The organism is Alicyclobacillus fodiniaquatilis (assembly GCF_042678105.1).
GTDB lineage: Bacteria > Bacillota > Bacilli > Alicyclobacillales > Alicyclobacillaceae > Alicyclobacillus > Alicyclobacillus fodiniaquatilis.
Window position 1 is genome coordinate 95715 of the sequence record NZ_JBHUCX010000020.1, and the last position, 19922, is coordinate 115636.

At 51.8% G+C, this 19922-nt stretch carries 18 protein-coding genes; 17 read left to right on the plus strand and 1 reads right to left on the minus strand.

The features are described from left to right. Positions 1-67: 67 nt before the first annotated feature. The 11 genes from dapB to ACFSB2_RS06920 all read left to right on the plus strand — a co-directional run bounded on the left by dapB (position 68) and on the right by ACFSB2_RS06920 (position 14613). The gene (gene dapB, locus ACFSB2_RS06870) at positions 68-787 is read left to right on the plus strand and encodes a 4-hydroxy-tetrahydrodipicolinate reductase (RefSeq protein ID WP_377942296.1); all 720 of its coding nucleotides are present in this window, start codon (positions 68-70) and stop codon (positions 785-787) included. Between the two features lie 110 nt (positions 788-897). Continuing rightward, positions 898-2031 (plus strand): N-acetyl-alpha-D-glucosaminyl L-malate synthase BshA, encoded by a 1134-nt coding sequence (bshA, locus tag ACFSB2_RS06875; protein WP_377942297.1) that lies wholly within the window; start codon positions 898-900, stop codon positions 2029-2031. Beyond that, a complete protein-coding gene (locus ACFSB2_RS06880; protein WP_377942298.1) occupies positions 2028-3041 on the plus strand; it encodes a biotin--[acetyl-CoA-carboxylase] ligase in 1014 nt (337 codons plus the stop codon). Before bshA ends, ACFSB2_RS06880 begins: the two co-directional genes overlap by 4 nt. A gap of 69 nt (positions 3042-3110) precedes the next feature. Further along, positions 3111-4553 carry a tetratricopeptide repeat protein gene (locus ACFSB2_RS06885; protein ID WP_377942299.1) on the plus strand — a complete coding sequence of 481 codons (1443 nt, stop codon included), beginning with the start codon at positions 3111-3113 and terminating at the stop codon, positions 4551-4553. Positions 4554-4750: 197 nt separating this feature from the next. Next, positions 4751-7564 carry a helicase C-terminal domain-containing protein gene (locus ACFSB2_RS06890; RefSeq protein WP_377942603.1) on the plus strand — a complete coding sequence of 938 codons (2814 nt, stop codon included), beginning with the start codon at positions 4751-4753 and terminating at the stop codon, positions 7562-7564. 213 nt (positions 7565-7777) lie between these two features. Continuing rightward, positions 7778-8596 (plus strand): non-homologous end joining protein Ku, encoded by an 819-nt coding sequence (gene ku, locus ACFSB2_RS06895; RefSeq protein WP_377942300.1) that lies wholly within the window; start codon positions 7778-7780, stop codon positions 8594-8596. Between the two features lie 30 nt (positions 8597-8626). Then, entirely contained in the window at positions 8627-9889 is a 1263-nt protein-coding gene (locus tag ACFSB2_RS06900) for an MFS transporter (RefSeq protein WP_377942604.1), read from the plus strand. 209 nt (positions 9890-10098) lie between these two features. Then, entirely contained in the window at positions 10099-11346 is a 1248-nt protein-coding gene (locus ACFSB2_RS06905) for a transporter (RefSeq protein WP_377942301.1), read from the plus strand. Positions 11347-11438: 92 nt separating this feature from the next. Continuing rightward, on the plus strand, positions 11439-12236 hold the full coding sequence (gene mtnP / locus ACFSB2_RS06910) for an S-methyl-5'-thioadenosine phosphorylase (protein ID WP_377942302.1): 798 nt from the start codon (positions 11439-11441) through the stop codon (positions 12234-12236). Positions 12237-12280: 44 nt separating this feature from the next. Then, positions 12281-13312, plus strand: coding sequence for an S-methyl-5-thioribose-1-phosphate isomerase (mtnA, locus tag ACFSB2_RS06915; protein ID WP_377942303.1), 1032 nt, complete (start codon positions 12281-12283; stop codon positions 13310-13312). Beyond that, entirely contained in the window at positions 13309-14613 is a 1305-nt protein-coding gene (locus ACFSB2_RS06920) for an amidohydrolase (protein ID WP_377942304.1), read from the plus strand. Before mtnA ends, ACFSB2_RS06920 begins: the two co-directional genes overlap by 4 nt. On the opposite strand, the gene ACFSB2_RS06925 is transcribed toward ACFSB2_RS06920, so the two are convergent. After that, positions 14603-14800 (minus strand): hypothetical protein, encoded by a 198-nt coding sequence (locus ACFSB2_RS06925; protein WP_377942305.1) that lies wholly within the window; start codon positions 14798-14800, stop codon positions 14603-14605. The two genes, ACFSB2_RS06920 and ACFSB2_RS06925, sit on opposite strands and share 11 nt — an antisense overlap. Positions 14801-14887: 87 nt before the next feature. Between ACFSB2_RS06925 and surE the strand changes: the two genes are divergently transcribed. From surE to asnS, 6 genes are all read left to right on the plus strand, one after another. Then, positions 14888-15625, plus strand: coding sequence for a 5'/3'-nucleotidase SurE (gene surE, locus ACFSB2_RS06930; protein ID WP_377942306.1), 738 nt, complete (start codon positions 14888-14890; stop codon positions 15623-15625). 23 nt (positions 15626-15648) lie between these two features. Continuing rightward, positions 15649-15828, plus strand: a complete 180-nt coding sequence (locus tag ACFSB2_RS06935; RefSeq protein WP_377942307.1) for a YpmA family protein — start codon at positions 15649-15651, stop codon at positions 15826-15828. Positions 15829-15830: 2 nt separating this feature from the next. Next, positions 15831-16331 carry a hypothetical protein gene (locus ACFSB2_RS06940; RefSeq protein WP_377942308.1) on the plus strand — a complete coding sequence of 167 codons (501 nt, stop codon included), beginning with the start codon at positions 15831-15833 and terminating at the stop codon, positions 16329-16331. A gap of 102 nt (positions 16332-16433) precedes the next feature. After that, positions 16434-16970 (plus strand): hypothetical protein, encoded by a 537-nt coding sequence (locus ACFSB2_RS06945; RefSeq protein WP_377942309.1) that lies wholly within the window; start codon positions 16434-16436, stop codon positions 16968-16970. After that, positions 16964-18499 (plus strand): AAA family ATPase, encoded by a 1536-nt coding sequence (locus ACFSB2_RS06950; RefSeq protein ID WP_377942605.1) that lies wholly within the window; start codon positions 16964-16966, stop codon positions 18497-18499. The genes ACFSB2_RS06945 and ACFSB2_RS06950 overlap by 7 nt, the downstream gene beginning before the upstream one ends. Positions 18500-18590: 91 nt before the next feature. Beyond that, the gene (asnS, locus tag ACFSB2_RS06955; RefSeq protein WP_377942310.1) at positions 18591-19922 is read left to right on the plus strand and encodes an asparagine--tRNA ligase; all 1332 of its coding nucleotides are present in this window, start codon (positions 18591-18593) and stop codon (positions 19920-19922) included.

Genomic DNA, 19922 nt, shown 5'->3' on the forward strand with positions numbered 1-19922 from the left:
AGAAGACCATGCGTGATGCGTCCCGCAACAGCAAGTGCTGTATTATTTTAAGATAGGAGAATTGATTTTGACTCAATCTACCACCATTCGTGTCGCCGTTGCCGGCGCGCAGGGGCGGATGGGCCGCGAGGCGATTCAGGCTGTGACAAACGCTGCACAGCTGCAGTTGGCAGGCGCATTGGTTCATCGTCCTGGCCACGAGGCGGACATCCCCCAAACGAGTGTTTACACGGATCCCTTGCGTCTGTTGGAGACTGAAAAGCCTGACGTTTGGTTAGATCTCACCACGCCGGAAAGCGTCGTCGGCCATGTGGACTTAGCGATTGAACATGGTGTGTATCCAGTGATTGGCGCAACAGGATATCAAGATGCAGATCTCGAACGATGGCAGATTGCCACCGAAAAAAACGACATCGGCGGCCTCGCCTGCCCAAACTTTGCGCTAGGCGCATTGTTGATGATGCGTTTTGCCCGCGAAGCGGCAAAGTGGATGCAAAGTGCGGAAATCATCGAGTTGCATCACGACCAGAAAAAAGACAAACCGTCTGGCACCGCATTGCGCACGGCGAAGCAAATGGAAACCGATTACGAAATTCCCATACATAGCGTCCGCCTGCCAGGCTTGGTCGCACACCAAGAAGTGATATTCGGCGGGACTGGCGAATTGCTAACCATTCGCCACGATTCACTGAATCGAGAAAGTTTTATGCCTGGTGTCGTCATCGCCTGTGAGCGTGTCATTCGATTGCGCGGCATGGTATATGGTTTGGAGCAGTTGCTCTGGTGAGATCGTCATGCGCCCCGCATACCAGCAGAATCGTGAAAATGCCAGTCAATCATGGCATCGGATGGCGCAGCGCCAAGGTACCGTACTATTTTTAGGTTAGGGGTGAAGCAATGAAAATTGGAATCAGTTGTTACCCGACCATTGGGGGTTCCGGTGCGGTGGCCACGGAGTTGGGGAAGGCATTGGCTCGCAAGGGACATGAGGTCCACTTTATTGTCACTGACGTTCCTTTTCGACTTGGCACATTTGTCGATCACGTCTACATCCACGAAATGGACACGACCACTTACCCGGTATTGCGCACACCGCCATACGATTTTTCATTGGCTGCGCTGATGGCCAATGTCATTGACGAGTACGAACTGGATATCCTTCACGCGCACTATGCGCTGCCGTTCGCGGTCTGCGCTTTTTTGGCCAAGCAAATGGCGAAGCGGGATGTCAAAGTGGTCACCACGCTGCACGGGACAGATGTCACCGTGCTCGCGCAGGATCTGCGTTTGAAACAAGTGATGAAACTGGGCATTGAAAAAAGCGACAGAGTGACCGCAGTCAGTCAAGACTTGATCGCGCAAACGAAAGAACTCTTCGAGACAGATAAAGAGATTGAATGCTTGTATAACTTTGTCGACACCGACGTGTTCAAACCGCGTGCGGGAGACGAAGTGCGCAAATGTTTATCTCGTCCAGATGAGCGCGTGCTGTTGCACATTTCCAATTTCCGGCCAGTCAAGCGCATTTGTGATGTCATTCAAATCTTTGCGCGCGTCGCGAATCAGGTCAATGCGCGACTGGTCTTGGTGGGTGAAGGCCCGGATTACAACGCCGCCCGCGATCTTGTGCATCAGTTGAACTTGCACAATTCTGTCGATTTTTTAGGCAAACAAGACGAGGTTGCGCCGCTGGTTGACTCTGCAGACGTATTGTTGTTGCCTTCGGAAAAAGAAAGTTTCGGTTTAGTCGCACTGGAGGCAATGGCCTGTGGCGTCCCCGTCGTTGGCACGATTGCAGGTGGCATTCCCGAGGTCGTACAACATGGGGAAACCGGATTTCTGTCGCCAGTTGGCGATGTGGATCAGATGGCTGCACAAGTGCTGCAACTCTTGCGCGACGACGAGCTGTATCAACAATTTTCCATCAACTCCCGCACGAGGGCCCAAACGCAATTCCATGTGCGGGACAAAGTCGGTGAATATGAAGCGTTGTACTTGCGCGCCCTGGACGAGAAGGCTGTCAAAGCATGAAAGATGAGCAAGGTTTGACCACACGGGACAGCATGATCAAAATGTTCCTCCAAACAAAAGACGCAGTGATTTCCGGCGAAGCGCTCAGTCAAACACTCGGCCTGTCGCGCACCGCCATTTGGAAACAAATCAAACAGCTCGAATCCTATGGCTTCCGGTTTGAGGCGACGACACGAGTCGGGTACAGAGTGGTGCACGTTCCCGACGAACTGATGCAACCTTTGATCACGCCGTATTTGCCTGCCAACGCCACATTTGGCCACAGCGTGCTATGGGCGCCCGCCCGCGCCTCGACCAACGACGATGCGACTCAACTGGCGCGGACGGGCGCACCAACGGGCGTCGTGATCACTGCTGGAGAGCAAACAGGCGGCAGAGGGCGGCAAGGGCGCAACTGGACATCGCCGGCAGGAGGGATGTGGTTTTCTGTCATCGTTCGGACCCCATGCGCTTTGTCACAAGCCGCTGAACTGACGTTACTGGCCAGTGTCGCTGTACGGCGCGCCCTGGTCGCCTGTGGTTCCATTGATGTCGAGATCAAATGGCCAAACGATATTCTCGTCAACGGCAAAAAAGTGTGCGGTATTCTGGCGCAAATGCGCACGGACGCCGAACAGGTGGACTATGCGGTCATCGGCATTGGCATCAACGCCAACTTCGCCAACACGCAACTGCCAAATGACATTTTGGCGCGCGCAACCACTTTGCAGACGGAACTGGGTCATCCAATCGAACGCCCAAAGCTGTTGGCGGACATTTTAAGCAGCTTGGAAACGCTCTACACAGATCTCCAGACTGGGGCGGGCGGATTTCACACTGTACGCGATGAATGGAAAGACGCAGCGCACACGTTGAATCGGAAGATCCAAGTCAAGGTGGGTGATGACCTATTGAGCGGTGTAGCGACAGATGTCGATGAACAAGGGATACTGTACCTGCACGGTGATGACGGTCAAATCCACCGTATCCACAGTGGCGAAGTTCTGTTTTCCGCCGCTGAAGAAGTATAGGCCCGTATAATCTTTGGCACGCTCAGTACCCTAGAACTATCGATTTGAAGTCTCTGGGAGGTCAACCGCGTGCCAAACGCTGAATTAGAAGCCATTGCGAACGCCATCGAACAAATCAGACAACAAGTGCCCATTGCAGATGAACAACGACGCGATCAAATGCTGGATGAACTCGCAAAATTGCGCGCGATGGCCACCTCCGTGTTGGATGCTTGGATGGCTGTAGACGACACCATCGAAGAGGCGCTCGCCGAGATCGGCAGCAATCCAAATGCATACGAATCCTCTGAATCGCAAATACAAACGCCCCCCTCGCGCACCGCTGACGCGACGCGCACAGGGGGTGAACCGCTCATCCCCAGCCCCATTCACCTCGTGGAACCTTGGTTTGACTTGTCGCTCAAAGCGGAGTGCGCTTTGCGCAAAGGCCTTGGCTACTATGATTTAGAAATGTACGGTGCGGCCGCAGATGCCTTGCACGATGCGGTTGCCCAAAATGACACACCAGCCACCCGCATCTATTTGGCGCTCTGCCATCTGCAGGCAGGGCATTTGGACAGTGCGGCGCTTCAATTGAAAAAGGCGGGTGAAAACGCGTCGGATGACCTCACACGCCAAGCGATACTTGAAGCAAAGACACAGCTATACGCAGCCGAACGCAACTGGCACGCCGCCATTCACGTGTTCTACGAACTACTGCACACGTCCGCTCAAAGTCCTGATATTTGGTTTAATTTGGGTGTCTGTCACACCCAATTGGATGAGTTGTCCGCTGCCGAGCGCTGTTTTGCCAAAGCCATGCACCTTGATCCCGCAGACAATGAAGCACGGTTGTGGCGCGCACTGTGCCTGTGTCTGACAAATCGACGCGAGGAAGCACAAAATTTGATTCAGGATACCCAATTCGATCCCGATTTCATCGCCCAAACTTCCTTGCTCTTTGTCGTTGTCTGCCTCAGCGCATCCCTTTACCCAGAAGCTCGCGCAGCGGCAGAATATCTGCGCCATCACGCGCCAACCGATGCGACAGGTGATTATCTACTCGCATTGTGCGAGTTGACGAACGCCAAGCCGAAACAAGCCATCGTTTACGCCAAACGCGCCATGACATTAGCGCCAAATCACGTGCAAGCCACGCTGATTTTTGGTTTCTCCAGTTTTCTGCTAGATGACATCACCCGCGCCAAACTTGCGTTGACATCCGTGGAGAACAAGATAGATTCCACGAGCCAAACGGCTTGTTTGCTGGAACTGGTTCGCGCGCAAATCGCCAGCATGACAGGGGATCACTCACTAGCCGAAGAACAGTTTAACCGTTTGACGGTAGAAGGCCACGCACAGACCAAACGCCTGGCCACATTGTATCGCGGTATGCTCTATCTCCATCAAAATAAACTACAATTGGCCAATGCGGATTTTCATCGCGCCAAACAACTGGGCATCCCTGAAAACTGGATTCAAATTGCCCGAACGAAAGTGAAAACACGCCAACTTTGTCAAGAAATCAATTAAGGCCAGCTTTCTCCATGTCCAGTTTGAATGTCATTTGCTAGAATTATAGTAGACGGCCATGCGTGATGGGTCCCGCGCCAGCAGAATCGCGAAAGTACCAGTCAATCAAGGCATCGCGGATGGCGCACGCAAAGGTATCGACTTTATATTCAGGGTAGAGAAATTCGAATTGGCCAGGAGGGCCTTCATTGAACTATGTGGCAATCGATGTTGAAACAACCGGACTAAACGCAACGACTGACGAAATCATCGAAGTGGGCGGCGTCCGCGTTGTGGATGGCGAGATCGCAGATACTTTTCATCGCTTGTTTAAGCCAAGCCGTCCACTGTCCGATGAAATTGTCGCTTTGACTGGCATCACAAACAGCATGTTGCAAGATGCGGCATCTATTGAGGACGTTTTGCCAGAACTATTGAATTTTATCGGTGATGAGCCCATTGTGGCGCACAACGCCGAATTTGATATTTCATTTTTGCAGCAAACGTGTGAGCGGCAGGGACTGTCCCTGCGCCGGGCAGACGGTTTGTGTACGCTCATGTTGTCACGCGTGCTTCTTCCAACTTTGACCGGTCATCGTTTGGCAGGCATTGCAGCGCATTGCGGTATTGAAACAGGCGCTTCTCATCGGGCGCTGGATGACGCGACCACGTGCGCGCGCCTATTGGAAAAATTGGAGCAAGCGGCGCGTCAACTGCCACTGTTGGTATTGCAGCATTTGACACAAATGGCTGGCCTTTTATCGGAAGTGACCGCCGACTGGTTTATCCGTCAATCGGAAAGCGTCATGCGCGAAAAAGGGGATGACATCCCCGATACATGTGAGGTTCGCGATGGACTCGTCTACAGCTTGTCTGGCATGCCAAATGCAGCAGGGCCATCGCAAGCACGGGAGAACAACTCAAGTGGTCACGGCGAACCCATTGGCGCGCAGGCGCGCGCCATCTTGGCCACTGGCGGCAAATTAAGTGAGATGTTGGCAGGCTACGAAGCGCGTGAAGGGCAATTACAAATGGTGGAACAGGTTGCAAATGCATTTGATGATGGCAAGCACGCGTTGATTGAAGCGGGGACAGGCACAGGGAAGTCGATGGCCTACCTGATACCTGCAGCATTGTACGCAAAACAGACCGGTCAGCGCGTCGCAGTCAGCACACATACCATCGCCTTGCAGGATCAGATTGAGCAACGCGACTTTCCGACATTGCAAAAAATCTTTGACGACAAGCTCACTTTGGCTGTGCAAAAAGGGCGCAATCACTATGTCTGTATGCGCAAGGTGAAGGCAGAAGCAGCACAGTTGTCCTTTATTTCACCGAAAGAGGACATTGAAAACTTGATGTCGTTGCTCGTGTGGCTGGTGAACACCAAAGAAGGCGTGCGAGAGGAACTCACAGGCAGCGTGGTCAAGCGGGCCATCTGGGCGCGGGTGCAAAGCGAAACAGATACTTGTATCAACAAACGTTGCCCCTTTTTTCGCCCCTGTTACTACTTTCGCGCCAAAGCGCGTGGTCAAATGGCCGACATTGTGGTGACCAACCATTCGCTGATGTTGGCGAATATAAAGGCGGATCATCGCGTTTTGCCAAAATATGAAGCGCTGATCATCGACGAAGCGCATCATCTCGAAGAGCAGGCGACCAAACATTTGGGCGGGGAAGTGCATGCGGCGCAACTGGCCTTCTTATCCTATCGATTAACACGTGACAAAGGAAAAACGGGCATTTTGCCGGAATTGCTCACTTATTTCCAAAATACACAGTCGATGCCGCTCGCGATGGAAGAGAGACTGCATAAAGCACAAGAGTGGATCGACGAAATTCACCGTCAGGCCGAAGTGGCATTTCAATATCTTGGCGCGCTGGTGCCATATGGACGCAATGAACAGCGCCTGACAGACGAACTTCGCGAACATCCGGACTTTCTTCGTTTCAGCGAGTGCATGTCTAGTTTGCGAGCGCCGCTTGCCGCGCTTGCAGAGTTAGGCAGGTCCTTGCAGGAATGGTCGAAGCAAGCGGCAACCGACGAAGAAGCCGGAAGGATTGTCGACGCAGCGGGTTATTTGGATCAATGGCTACAGGGCGTCCGCCTGCTTGAGGAGATGACGGTGGCCAATCCAGAAATGGTCGCTTGGGTGGAACGGCGCGGCGCGCAGCGGCCGCGCTACAGTCTACATACAGCGCCCATCGATGTATCGGATACGCTGCAGCGAACGTTGTTTGAGCCAATGGAGCGCATCATCCTGACCTCAGCCACACTCTCCATCAAAGGACGTTTTGATTACACCGTAGCGCAATTGGGGCTGCGAAACTCAGCAGAAAATGAAAAGCTGCTGACAGCAAATGTGCCTTCGCCGTTCAATTTTGCCAGACAAGCGCGGCTGTGCGTGCCGAGCGATGTCCCCGAATTGGCCAAGATGAGCTCAGCGGATGCGGCGGCCTGGCTGGGCGACTCGCTGTATCAGTTGGCCATCGCGAGCGAAGGGCGCATGCTGACACTGTTCACCAGCCATCAGATGCTGCGCGATACAGCGACACTACTGCGCGATCCGCTGCGTCAGCAAAACATTGCGGTCTTCGCGCAGGACATCGATGGGAGCCGCACGGCTATGCTCGACGCCTTTCGCAAGAATCCGCACAGCGTTTTGCTCGGAGCCCAGTCCTTCTGGGAGGGCATCGATTTGCCTGGGGATCAGTTGACGACCCTCGTCATCGTCCGGTTGCCGTTCGCGCCGCCATCACACCCAGTGACCGAAGCGCGACATGAGCGCTTGACGGCAAACGGCAAAAGTCCATTTTGGATTGCCAGTTTGCCCGAGGCCGTTGTCCGCTTTCGCCAGGGTTTTGGCCGCCTCATTCGCACGCGCCAAGACAAAGGTGTGGTGGTGGTCTATGACAAACGCATCATCACGCAACGCTACGGTCAAACGTTCATTCAATCCCTGTCAGGCGTCAGACCATTTGTCGCGCCCGAGCAAGAAGTGCTCAAACACGTCAAGGGATTTTTAAGCTAAGCATCCCCAAACAGTTGGAAGGCGCAATGCCGCTCTCCAACTGTTTCCCTCTACGCAGCAATCCAACCAGTGCTTCTTTTGACCCGTAGAAGCGCTTTCTCCGAGAAACACCGTTCAGATTTTGGCAACCGCTGACCGACTTGTTTTGCGTATTTCGGACATCCTCTTAAGAGATGTCTATGGCGTCCAATAGTCAAAGCGGGGTGAACGGCGATGCACACGATGTGGAAAGGCTCTGTCAGTTTCGGGTTAATCAACGTGCCGGTGCGCATGTACAAGGCGACAGAATCCAAAGATGTACGCTTTCGAACACTGCACAAAACCTGCCAGACACCGATTCAATATCATAAAATCTGCCCAACCTGTGAAGTCGAAGTCAAAACGGAAGATCTCATCCGAGGATTTGAATATGCGAAAGGACAGTTTGTCGTCATTGACGATGAAGAACTTGCGGAGTTGAGCAAAACGAGATCGGACACGCTCGACATCGTGTACTTCACGAACAGCAGTGAGATCGACCCCGTGTATTACGACAAAACATACTATCTGGCACCGGAAACCAATGGGCGCAAAGCGTATGCGCTTCTGGCTCAAGCGTTGGGGGACACCCAGAAAATTGCTGTGGCTAAGACCGTGCTGCGGCAGAGTGAAAGTTTGGCCTGCGTGCGCATGCAAAACGGCGTATTGATTGTACAGACTTTGTTTTGGCCAGACGAGGTGCGCGAGACAGGGGAACTGCCATATGTCAATCAAGCCATGGAAGTGGCGGAGGCAGAACTCGACATGGCCGTCAAGCTGATTGAGCAGTTGAGCAAACCGTTTGATCCCGACCTATTCCACGATGAACGACGACAGCAAATCGAGCAGTTGGTCGAACAAAAATTGCAGCACATCGACACAAAACAACCTGCTGAAGCGGCACAGAAAGCTTCTTCCGATGTGGTGAGTTTGATGGATGCCCTACAACAGAGCCTAAAAATGACCCAGTCACCTGTCAAAGGGCGCAAACGCAGCAGCAAAAAGACTTCGTGAATCGATATTACATGAGATTGGGTGATCATGATGGAATCTGACAAACGGTGGGCGCTCGCCTCCCTCGCCTCCATTCCGCTCATTATGACATTGGGAAATTCCATGCTTATCCCAGTGTTGCCGCAAATGGAGAAGTTACTGCACATTGGTTCGCTGCAGGTCAGTATGATCATCACCGTCTACTCGGTGGTGGCGATTTTCTTCATCCCGATTGCAGGGTACTTGTCCGATCAATATGGTCGGAAAGTGATCATCATTCCCAGTCTCATCATCACGGGCATCGGTGGGCTGATTTCCGGTCTTTCGGCGTGGTTCATGTCGGACAGCTATTGGTTTATTCTCATCGGCCGGCTGCTGCAAGGTATTGGCGCAGCTGGCGCTGCGCCCATTGTACTGCCGCTCGTCGGCGATATGTTTCGCAATGAAAGCGACGTCAGCCGCGGACTTGGTCTCATCGAAACCGCGAATACATTTGGCAAAGTGCTAAGTCCCATTCTCGGCGCCTTTTTGGCGACATTCATTTGGTATTTGCCCTTTTTGTCCATTCCTATTTTTTGTCTGATCTCCATCGGTTTGGTCTGCTTTCTCGTGAAAGCGCCGCAAAACAAGCGGCAACAGAAAATTGAATTTCGCCTTTTTGTCCATTCGATTCAACAACTCCTCCGTCAAAAGGGGAGATGGTTGTTTGCAGTCTTTGCCATTGGCGGCATCGCGATGCTCGTCATCTTTGGTACCCTGTTTTATCTTTCCTCTGAATTGGAAGACCGCTTTCAAATCAAAGGTGTGACAAAGGGGCTGATTTTGGCCATTCCGCTGATGGCGCTCTGCTTGACTTCGTTCATTACCGGCAAACAAATCAAGTCGAATAAAATTCGCATGAAATGGCTGACGTTCATTGGTTGTCTGATTCAAACCACCGCCATTGTGTTTGGCGCCTTAGTCACCAACATCTATTTTTTGATCAGCGCCCTCTTCTTGGGTGGCATTGGAATCGGGCTGGCGTTGCCGTGCTTGGATTCCATGATTACCGAAGGGATCGAAAAAAAGGAACGGGGCACAATGACCTCACTGTACAGCAGCGTTCGCTATATTGGGGTTGCAGTGGGGCCGCCACTGGTATCGTTTCTTACCAAAATTTCTCACCAAACGGTCTTTTTCACCATCAGTGGCATCTGCGCTTGCGCAGCATGTCTTTCGTTCATGGCTGTGCGGCCGGGCAACGATTCAAATGAATCTACAACTGCCCAAAAACGTAAAAATCCCATGTCGTCTATCCGCCAAAAGGTGCATTAGACAATCAAGCGGTGCGAGCATTCGCTTCTGCAACATGACAAATACGCCAATTCTATTGCGGCTCAGGCGGACGGCGCCAGGATGTGGGCTTTGCGCTCGGGCAAATATTTTCAGCAAATTTTCAGCTTATACTCATGTTGATCTCAGTTTTATCTCCGATAATAGATATACGCATATGCACAATGATTTGGCAGGAGGAAGTTTTACATATGGCTTGGTTTCGGAAACAAAGGACATCCATCCTGTATTTCAGCGGCCTTTGGATTGTATCTGTCGCGCTGCAACTCTATCTGGCTACCCACTTCCGAGGATATGTCGGTGATCAGATGATTTTCATCTCTTGGATGAATGAACTGCAACAAACTGGTTTCGCGCATATCTATCAATCCAATCAAGTCAATTATCCGCCGGTATATTTGCTGGTGCTCGACATCTATGGCAAAGCGGCGAACGCGCTTCATTACTCGATCCAACCTGGCGCATTGTCTGCGAAATTACCGGGCATCACGCTGGACGCTGCTGCAATGATCGCTTTTTTCGTTATGACCGCGCACACAGCAAGCAAATGGAGAATGTTCATTTTGACGTTATTTTGCCTGAATCCTGCCATCATCTTTGATACGGCGGTGTGGGGGCAAGTTGACGTATTGGACGGCATGCTTTCACTGCTCGCAATCGCAAATTTCCTCAAACGCCCTGGGACCAGTGGGTTCCTTTTTGCCGTATCACTGCTCAGCAAGTTTCAATCCATTGTGATTTTCCCAGTTTTGGCCGTGGTGACGCTGCGTGGTTGGTTGATGACCAAACGATCAGCGAGTCCGGTGCGAATCATCGTTGGTTTTTGCCTTGCATTTGGCGGCACTGGACTGTTTCTCGCATGGCATGGCACTTTTTTTGCGATGATGAAGAACGCGTATCTCGCAACGACGGCTCAGTACCCCTATCTCGACATGAACGCGATGAACATCTGGTTCTACTTGGTGGATTCATCCCCGCATCTTCCGGACAGCACGGCGGTGCTTGGCGGGGTCACCTATAAAATCATCGGGCTTTTTTTGTTGTTCCTCGCAACACTGTACATGGCAGTCTACATTTGGCGCAGTGCAAAATTATCCGTGGAACAGTTGATCAAAGCCGGCACCATTGTCAGTTTCGCATTTTACATGTTGCCGACAGAAATTCATGAACGCTATATTCTCATGGCCGTGATATTTGCGATTGCAGCCTCCCTCCATGACCGCAAATGGACCTGGATTGCCGCTGGCTTGACATTGACGTCGTTCTGCAACTTGTGGACGGTTTGCTATGGAGAACCGAATCCTACGACGGACATGTGGATGGTGTACTTGAACTGTATCCTGTTTATCGTCATGCTGCTTTTGGCAAAGAAAGAATTTTCTTTTCCGCGTTCGTGGCATGATTTGCACATTTGGACAGACTCGGACATCAATTTGTAAGTTTAACCAACACAAAATGAAGTGACGCATGCGCACTGGGCTCAAATTGCGTATAATCAAGATGTTTCGGAATTCTTGGCAGGAGTGAGCGCATGCAAGCAAAGTACGCGATTATCGGTGGGACAGGCGTCTATGAAGCGGGTCAAGTGTCAGACGCAACCACATCAACCATACATACACCCTACGGTGACGCAACAGTGACAATCGGTGCGTATGCGGGAAAACAGGTCGCTTTTATGGCACGGCACGGCGCTGGCCACTCAACACCTCCCCATAAAATTCGCTATCGGGCCAACATCTGGGCTTTAAAGGAGCTTGGCGTCGAGCAGGTATTGGCTACAGCTGCCGTCGGTTCGCTTCAGTTGGCTTGTGCGCCAGGTGATTTGGTCCTGGTCGACGATGTGATCGACATGACGAAATCGCGCGTGAATACCTTTTTCGACGGGGAGCCTGTTGTCCACGTCGATATGTCAGATCCCTACTGCGGACGTTTGCGTAGGGGACTGATGGCAGCGGCGAACAATCTGGGCTATTCGATGCACGATCACGGTGTATACGTCTGTACGGAAGGCCCTCGTTTTGAGACAAAAGCCGAAATTCAGATGTATGGGCAGTTGGGCGCCAGCGTCGTTGGCATGACCAGCATGCCGGAAGTGACGCTCGCCAAAGAGGCCCAATTGTGTTATGCCACAGTCTGTATGGTCACCAATTATGCTGCGGGTCTATCCAACGCACCGCTGACACACCACGAAGTGATTGAGACGATGCAGCAAAATGTGCGCAAAATACGCGATTTGTTTTACAATTTTATCTCCGAGGACAAAGATCTGCGCACATGCGCATGTCCAAATGCAGTGGCTGGACAAGTTCCTTTGAACAACCAACCGTGAAGTGTGTCCTGACGTTCAGGGGACAACAACAGGAGGCAAAATGCATGGAAGCCATTCGCTGGCGTGAAAACACGTTGCAATTGCTGGATCAAACCAAATTGCCACAGGAAGAGATTTGGGAAGATTATCAATCTGCCGAAGCGGTCAAAGAGGCCATCCGCTGCATGAAAGTGCGCGGCGCACCGGCCATTGGCGCGTCCGCTGCTTTTGCCGTCGCTTTGGAAGCCAATCGCCTCCCGCAGCACTCCAATCTGGGCGGAGATTTGCTGCAGGCGATAGACATGTTGCAAAGCGCCCGACCGACTGCGGTGAACTTGGGCTGGGCGATGGATCGCATGCGTGCAATCGTCAAAGAGACCCCCGTGGATCAATTAGCGGCGCGACTGCGCGAGGAAGCTGTCAAAATTGCGGATGAAGACGTCGCCACCAACCGCGCGATTGGCGAACAAGGCGCTGATTTATTCACACATTCCGCACGCGTTTTGACACACTGTAATACTGGGTCGCTCGCAACCGTAGGATATGGAACCGCGCTTGGTGTTATTCGCTCCTTGTTTGCGCGTGACCTGCTGCGACATGTGTATGTCGATGAAACACGGCCTTATCTGCAAGGGGCGCGGTTGACCGCGTACGAACTGGCCAGCGAAAACATCCCGTTTGACATCATCACCGACAGCATGGCGGGCCATCTGATGCAGCAGGGCCTCGTTGACGCCGTGTTAGTGGGCGCAGACAGAGTGGCCAAAAACGGCGATACTGCAAACAAAATCGGCACATACGCGCTGGCCGTTTTGGCGCACTATCATCAAGTTCCGTTCTACGTCGCTGCACCGATGAGCACCATCGATTTTACGACCGAAACAGGGGCTGACATTCCGATTGAACAACGTAGCGCCAAAGAAGTGACAGAGATTTTTAATCGCCCCATTGCGCCAATTGGCGCAACTGCTTTGCATCCGGCATTTGACGTGACACCTGCAGCCCTCATTACCGGTATCATCACCGAGCGTGGCGTTGCCAAAGGACCGTTTGACAAATCATTGGCCAGTTTGGCAACACAGGAGGAAACAAAGTGAAACCACGTCAAACCGTGATCGAACTAGGCGGTGCCATCATTGATAGCGCGACTGTGATTGCCGAACCCATCTACTTCGTGATGGAGGACGGTGTCATCCGTGCTTATGTACGCGGCAGATATCAACAACAACCGGGTGAAGAGCCGGTGGATTTGATTCGCAAGACGGATAAAATCGCAATTCCTGGGCTGATTAATACACATGGACATGCAGCGATGACTTTGCTGCGCGGCGCAGGAGACGATATGCCGCTGATGAATTGGCTTCATGAACGAATTTTTCCATTAGAAGAGAAACTGACTGAAGAGGCCACTTACTGGGGTACACAATTGGCAGCTTGGGAAATGCTAATTTCTGGAACAACCACCTACACGGACATGTACATGATGATGGAGAATACGGCGCGCGCAGTGTCGGAAAGCGGGATGCGCGGCGTGCTTTCGGTCGGTGTCGTTGGCTTTGATGAGGACTCGCGCGCGAAGGGCCTGTCGCGCAGTCGCCAGTTTGTGGCGGATTGGCAGCAAAAAGCGCAGGGACGCATCACGGTCATGCTTGGACCGCATGCGCCATATACCTGTCCGCCTGACTTCCTCACCGAGATCGCAGAATTGGCCGCTGTGCTCAATGTGCCAATCCAAATTCATCTCAGTGAGACGAAGACGGAAGTGGAAGATTGCTTAAAACAACACGGTGTGACACCGATTGAACTCGCGCAAAAAGTGGGTTTGTTCAATTTGCCCCTGCTGGCAGCGCACTGCGTGCATGTGACCGACGCGGATTTGGATATCATGGCAACACATGGCGTTCGCGTGGCACATAATCCACAAAGCAATTTGAAATTGGGATCCGGTGTCGCGCCGCTGCAAAAGATGCTGGAGCGCAACATGGTGGTTGGCCTCGGCACCGACGGTGCAGCGAGCAACAACAACCTGGATATGTTTGAAGAGATGCGTTTGGCGGCAACCTTGCACAAAGGGGTGCACCAAGACGCAGAGATGATTCCTGCAGCCACCGCCTTTCAAATGGCGACGGAACTGGGCGCGAAAGCATGTTGCCTGGAAACAGGGCTCGGGACGCTGCAGCCTGGTTCGCCATGTGACATGGTTCTGCTTGATGGCAGCAGTCCTCATTTAATGCCTCGCCACAATTTATTGTCCGACGTGGTCTACGCGTGTGGCGCTGACGATGTTCGTGATGTATTTATTCAAGGCCGGCAAGTGGTCGCCAATGGCCAACCGCTGACCATCGACACCGAGCGTGTCAAAAGTGAAGTTGCACGCTTGAAAAAAATTATTCACTGAGCTCATCGGAGGTATTGTCAGGTGTGGCTGCGGTCATGTGATCTAGGCGCAGTGTGATGTTCTGCCGAAGCGTGTCTGACATTTCATCGTACAGTGCAGAAATCAGGAATGCCGATTCCATTTTTTTAAACAGATGTTCCTGTGTGTCCGCAATATTTGTCTCATGACTTTGTATCGACTCAGTCATAACACCACCTCCCGCTGAAGTACTCCTATTATGAGCGGTGTTGTGGCGCCTATGTCACACGAAAGATGGCAGGAGAGGGGACAGTTCATGCGCATACTTATCAGCAACGACGACGGGATTGAAGCAGAGGGGATCTGCGCGCTGTATGATGCGCTTAGCGGCGACGCCGAACTGGTGGTTGTGGCACCGGATTGCCAACGCAGCGCTTCCAGTCATGGCATCAGTTTACATCAGCCCCTGCGAATTCGAGCAGTTGATGTTCCGGGAATACAGGAAGCGTACGCCACTTCAGGAACGCCTGTGGATTGTGTCAAATGGGCGCTTAGCACATTACACCGAAAAACGCCGTTTGACATGATGCTCTCTGGCATCAATGCAGGCGCCAACTTGGCGTCAGACGTCCTGTACTCTGGAACAGTTGCAGCGGCAGGCGAAGCGGCTTTGCAGGGCGTGCCCTCAATTGCCTTCTCTGCCGTCGGACCGCCGTTTGACTTTCGCCAAGCAGCGGTGGCCGCGCGCCGGATATTTCAATTGCTCAATTCGGTGGAACTGCCAAAGGAAACATTTTTAAACGTCAATTTTCCAACGACGCTTAAATCCACAGAGCATGTATGGACCGTATTGGGCGTCCGGAAATACCACGACAAATTCGCTGTGGAACTGGACGCTGAAGGCAACGAGGTTTATCGTTATGATGGGGAAATCATTGACGAGAAGGGCGATGGTACAAACGATATCGACGCCGTTGCAGCAGGTTATATCAGCATCACACCACTGCAATACCGCTTTATGAACGAGCAGTTTTACGCGCAAATGAAATCATAACGCATCGACGGATGGTGGAACTTGTGGATACAAAATTACATGTAATCGCGACGCACATGTGTGACAAGACAGAGGATCTGTACCTGTTCGTCGACTTTTTGAATCGCAATTTAAAGGACAAAGATGTGATTTTTGGCTTGGCAAAAGCTGATGATGGATCGGACAGGATGCAAATTACGCTATACCGGACCGATTTGGCATGAGGATGTGGAAAGTGTGGCTTATCACCATTCCGCTCATACTAGCCATGATTTGTGCCGCCGTCTGTGTTGCTCTGTGGAAGAACATGTCGAGCTACTGGGCTGCAGAAACGAGTGCAGCACAGTATGTGTTGGATCACACACCCATCTCCAAGCTGGAGAGCTATCAAGTGTTCACGGCTTCCGGCGTGGAAGATGTGTTTAAAGGCACGGACACGTTCAACCACGCGTGGTATGCATTTTACATTCCGACAGAAGGCACATGCTACAGCATTGAAGCCAATAAACTTGTCACGCAAAAACAAATTGCAGACCAGATGTCTAAACTGCATATACATACACAACAATGTACAATTGGCTATGTGACTGACCAGTCGGCAAAATTTTTGCATCCAACGGATGACGTCGTATTTGAGATACATGGTACAATGAAAGGCAAATCGACGTTTGTCTATCTCGACGCGGTGACTGGGCGTGTTTTAGGGAAGCCGACAACAATTGACTGACACACTTTTTTGCAGCATGGAAATATGTACTGTGAACATACGTTCGGTTACATGTTATACTAAACGCATGTTCCTAAGTTATGTAAAGGAGGCGAGTTTCCTTTGTCACGTGTTCGCCTCGTACCCATTGTCTTGATTGCAGTGCTCGTACTCGCTGTCTTGTTTGGCGGGTGGCAGGCGTACGAACATTTCAACATGGTGACTCCGCTCAAACGCGATCTCCAGCAAGTAGAAGGGGTGCAGATGGTCAACGTCTCCTCTGGAAATCCGGAAATCATCGATGTGCAGTTGGGGCCGTTCTCCAAGTTGAAAAATGGTGATCTGCAACAGACATATAACGATTTAGAAAATCAGATCTCGGCGAAGTTGGGCGCGGATGTCACACCGCATCTGCTGGACAACAGAAACAAGGTCTTGACACAAGCCATGGAGAGCTTTAATCCAGCTTTGCTTCAAGGGATCGACAAAAGCAACTACACGACCATGATTGCTCAGGTAACAAATGAGGCAAAAAAACAAGGGATTCAATGTCGCATCACGATGGACAGACAGTACATTTACATCCAGTTAGCAAAGGGAAAATATTACCTTTACACTGTGATGCCGTACACAACGCGCCAAGGGGGTGCCGCATCTTGATGAAGGAGTGGCTCATTGGAGTTGCAATTGCGGTCATTGCATTTTTAGGGATTCTACGCATCAACATTCTACCGATTTTGTTCTTGGTCGGATTGGGTGTGCTCTTGTGGGTGATGATGGATCGTCGTACAGCGACCAGTCCTGCATCGCGTGACGCACCCGTTCGTCACTCAATTTCCTTTGATCAGATTGGCGGTCAAGAAACCGCAAAACACGAGTTGCGGGAAGCACTCGACTTTTTGCGCCATCGGGATCGCATCAAAGCGCTTGGCATTCGTCCGCTGAAAGGGATTTTGTTGTCTGGCCCGCCAGGTACGGGCAAGACACTCATGGCTAAAGCGGCTGCAACTTATACGGATTCTGTCTTTTTATCTGCGTCAGGTTCAGAGTTTGTGGAGATGTACGTCGGTGTAGGCGCACAGCGTGTCCGGGATCTGTTTCGCCGTGCACGGCAAATGGCGAAAAAGGAAAATAAGGACAGCGCCATCATCTTCGTCGATGAAATCGACGTGGTGGGTGGCAAACGGGGACAGCACAGCCATCAGGAATATGACCAAACATTGAACCAACTGCTCACCGAAATGGACGGCATGAGCACGACGCAGACACCGTTCATCTTGGTGATGGCGGCGACCAATCGTCCGGATATTCTGGATTCCGCTTTGCTGCGGCCAGGACGTTTTGACCGCCAAATCAAAGTGGATCTCCCGGACAAAGACGGTCGGTTGCATGTTTTGCGCATTATCACAAAAGATAAACCACTGGCGAGTGACGTGAATCTCGAACATATCGCCCGTGAAACATATGGCTTTTCCGGCGCGCAGTTGGAGGCGCTGGTCAACGAAGCGGCAATTATCGCGCTGCGGCAGGATAAGCAGACCATCACACAAGAAATGTTTCGCGATGCTGTCGATAAGGTGCTGATGGGTGAAAAGACGGGTCGCCGCCCCACAGATGAGGAACTGCGTCGCGTCGCTGTGCACGAGTTGGGTCATGCCATCATCAGCGAACTGATGCGGCCGGGGACGGTGTCACACATCACCATTGCGCCGCGCGGCAATGCACTTGGCTTTGTGCGCCAGATTCCCGCAGCAGACCAGTACCTGTATACAAAACAACAACTCGCGCAGCAGATCAATGTCGCCTTGGCAGGCTGTTTGGCGGAGGAACTGCATTACGGCAACCGCAGCACTGGCGCGCAGAACGATTTCGTTCAGGCGTCTTCGCTTGCTGGAACCATGGTGAAGTGCGGACTTTCTCGCATTGGCATCGTCGATGAAGAACATTTGCCAGAACAAACGCTTGAACAGGAAGTTCGTCACATTCTATCCGAGCAAGAAAAAGAGACTGGCGATTTGCTGCAGCCATTTAAAGAGGATATCGAGCGATTCGCCGAACATGTGGTAGAAGCAGAGAGCATTGACGGCAAAGAGTTCCGCAAATGGATGGACAGTCTACAACCGCAACCACTGGCATCTGCGGCCGTCGCTCGTTCACACATTTCAGCAGAAGTTACACCATCTATGTAATCAGCAGAATATTTGCGAGAGCGGGTGCGCCGAATATGATTGGCGTGCCTGTTTTCATGATTGTGGGCGATTTGCGGGGTTTGTTATAATCATGTACGTGAACTGTACAGAACGTGGAGGGAAACTTGTGAGTACGACGACAACGATTCGACGCTTAGGGGACTTTGTTGGACAAGCAGTGACAGTACAAGGGTGGCTGTACAACAAACGTTCCAGCGGCAAAATTCAATTTCTTCAAGTGAGAGATGGCACTGGGCTTGTCCAATGTGTAGCTGTAAAAGCGGAGGTCGGCGAGGAGACATTTGCGACATGCGCTTCGTTGACACAGGAATCTTCTCTGCGTGTAACTGGTCTCGTCCGCGCCGACGACAGGGCGCCTGGTGGTTATGAATTGACCGTTCAGGCTGTGGAAGCCATCCAAATCGCCGAAGAATATCCGGTTAGCCTCAAGGAACATGGCGTTGATTTTCTGTTGGATCACCGCCATCTTTGGCTGCGTGTCCCCCGACAAAGAGCACTGCTGAAAATCCGCGCCGAAGTCGAGCGTGCCGTTATGAATTTCTTGGATGGAGACGGTTTTACACGGGTGGATCCACCTGTGCTGACACCATCTTCCTGTGAAGACACGACTGAATTATTTCAGACCAAATACTTTGACGAAGAAGCCTATCTCACGCAAAGCGGCCAGTTGTACATGGAAGCAGTTGCGATGTCGCTGGGGAAGGTCTACTCCCTCGGTCCAGCGTTTCGCGCCGAAAAATCGAAAACACGCCGTCATTTGATCGAATTTTGGATGGTTGAACCTGAAATGGCGTTTTGCGATCACGAGGAAAACTTGCGGGTACAAGAAAATCTGATTGTACATGTGGTCAATCACGTCCTTGAGCACTGCGAACCAGAACTGCATGTACTGGAGAGAGATATTGATAAATTGCGGGCCATTCAGGCGCCATTTCCGCGTATGACATATGACGAGGCCATTACCTGGTTGCAGCAACACGACTATGATATCAAATGGGGAGACGATTTTGGCGCGCCGCACGAAACCGCCCTTGCAGGTCAATTTGATCGCCCGCTCTTCATTGAACGCTACCCGACAGCCATCAAAGCGTTTTATATGCAGCCGGATCCTGACCGTCCAGAGGTTGCGCTTTGCGCAGACATGTTGGCGCCAGACGGATATGGTGAAATCATCGGCGGCAGCCAACGTATTCATGACTACAATTTGTTAAAGCAGCGTTTTGAGGAGCATCATTTGCCGCAGGATACGTACGCTTGGTATCTCGATTTGCGCAAATATGGCTCTGTTCCACACGCTGGGTTCGGACTTGGTTTAGAGCGAACCATCGCTTGGTTGAGCGGCATTGAACATATTCGCGAGGCGATTGGTTTTCCACGTATGCTGTATCGGCTTTACCCATAA

Coding starts and splice junctions, on each gene's coding strand:
- bshA (WP_377942297.1), top strand. CDS start 898: ATGAAAATTGGAATCAGTTGTTACCCGACCATTGGGGGTTCCGGTGCG.
- ACFSB2_RS06880 (WP_377942298.1), top strand. CDS start 2,028: ATGAAAGATGAGCAAGGTTTGACCACACGGGACAGCATGATCAAAATG.
- ku (WP_377942300.1), top strand. CDS start 7,778: ATGCACACGATGTGGAAAGGCTCTGTCAGTTTCGGGTTAATCAACGTG.
- ACFSB2_RS06900 (WP_377942604.1), top strand. CDS start 8,627: ATGGAATCTGACAAACGGTGGGCGCTCGCCTCCCTCGCCTCCATTCCG.
- ACFSB2_RS06905 (WP_377942301.1), top strand. CDS start 10,099: ATGGCTTGGTTTCGGAAACAAAGGACATCCATCCTGTATTTCAGCGGC.
- mtnP (WP_377942302.1), top strand. CDS start 11,439: ATGCAAGCAAAGTACGCGATTATCGGTGGGACAGGCGTCTATGAAGCG.
- mtnA (WP_377942303.1), top strand. CDS start 12,281: ATGGAAGCCATTCGCTGGCGTGAAAACACGTTGCAATTGCTGGATCAA.
- ACFSB2_RS06925 (WP_377942305.1), bottom strand. CDS start 14,800: ATGACTGAGTCGATACAAAGTCATGAGACAAATATTGCGGACACACAG.
- surE (WP_377942306.1), top strand. CDS start 14,888: ATGCGCATACTTATCAGCAACGACGACGGGATTGAAGCAGAGGGGATC.
- ACFSB2_RS06940 (WP_377942308.1), top strand. CDS start 15,831: ATGTGGAAAGTGTGGCTTATCACCATTCCGCTCATACTAGCCATGATT.
- asnS (WP_377942310.1), top strand. CDS start 18,591: ATGTACGTGAACTGTACAGAACGTGGAGGGAAACTTGTGAGTACGACG.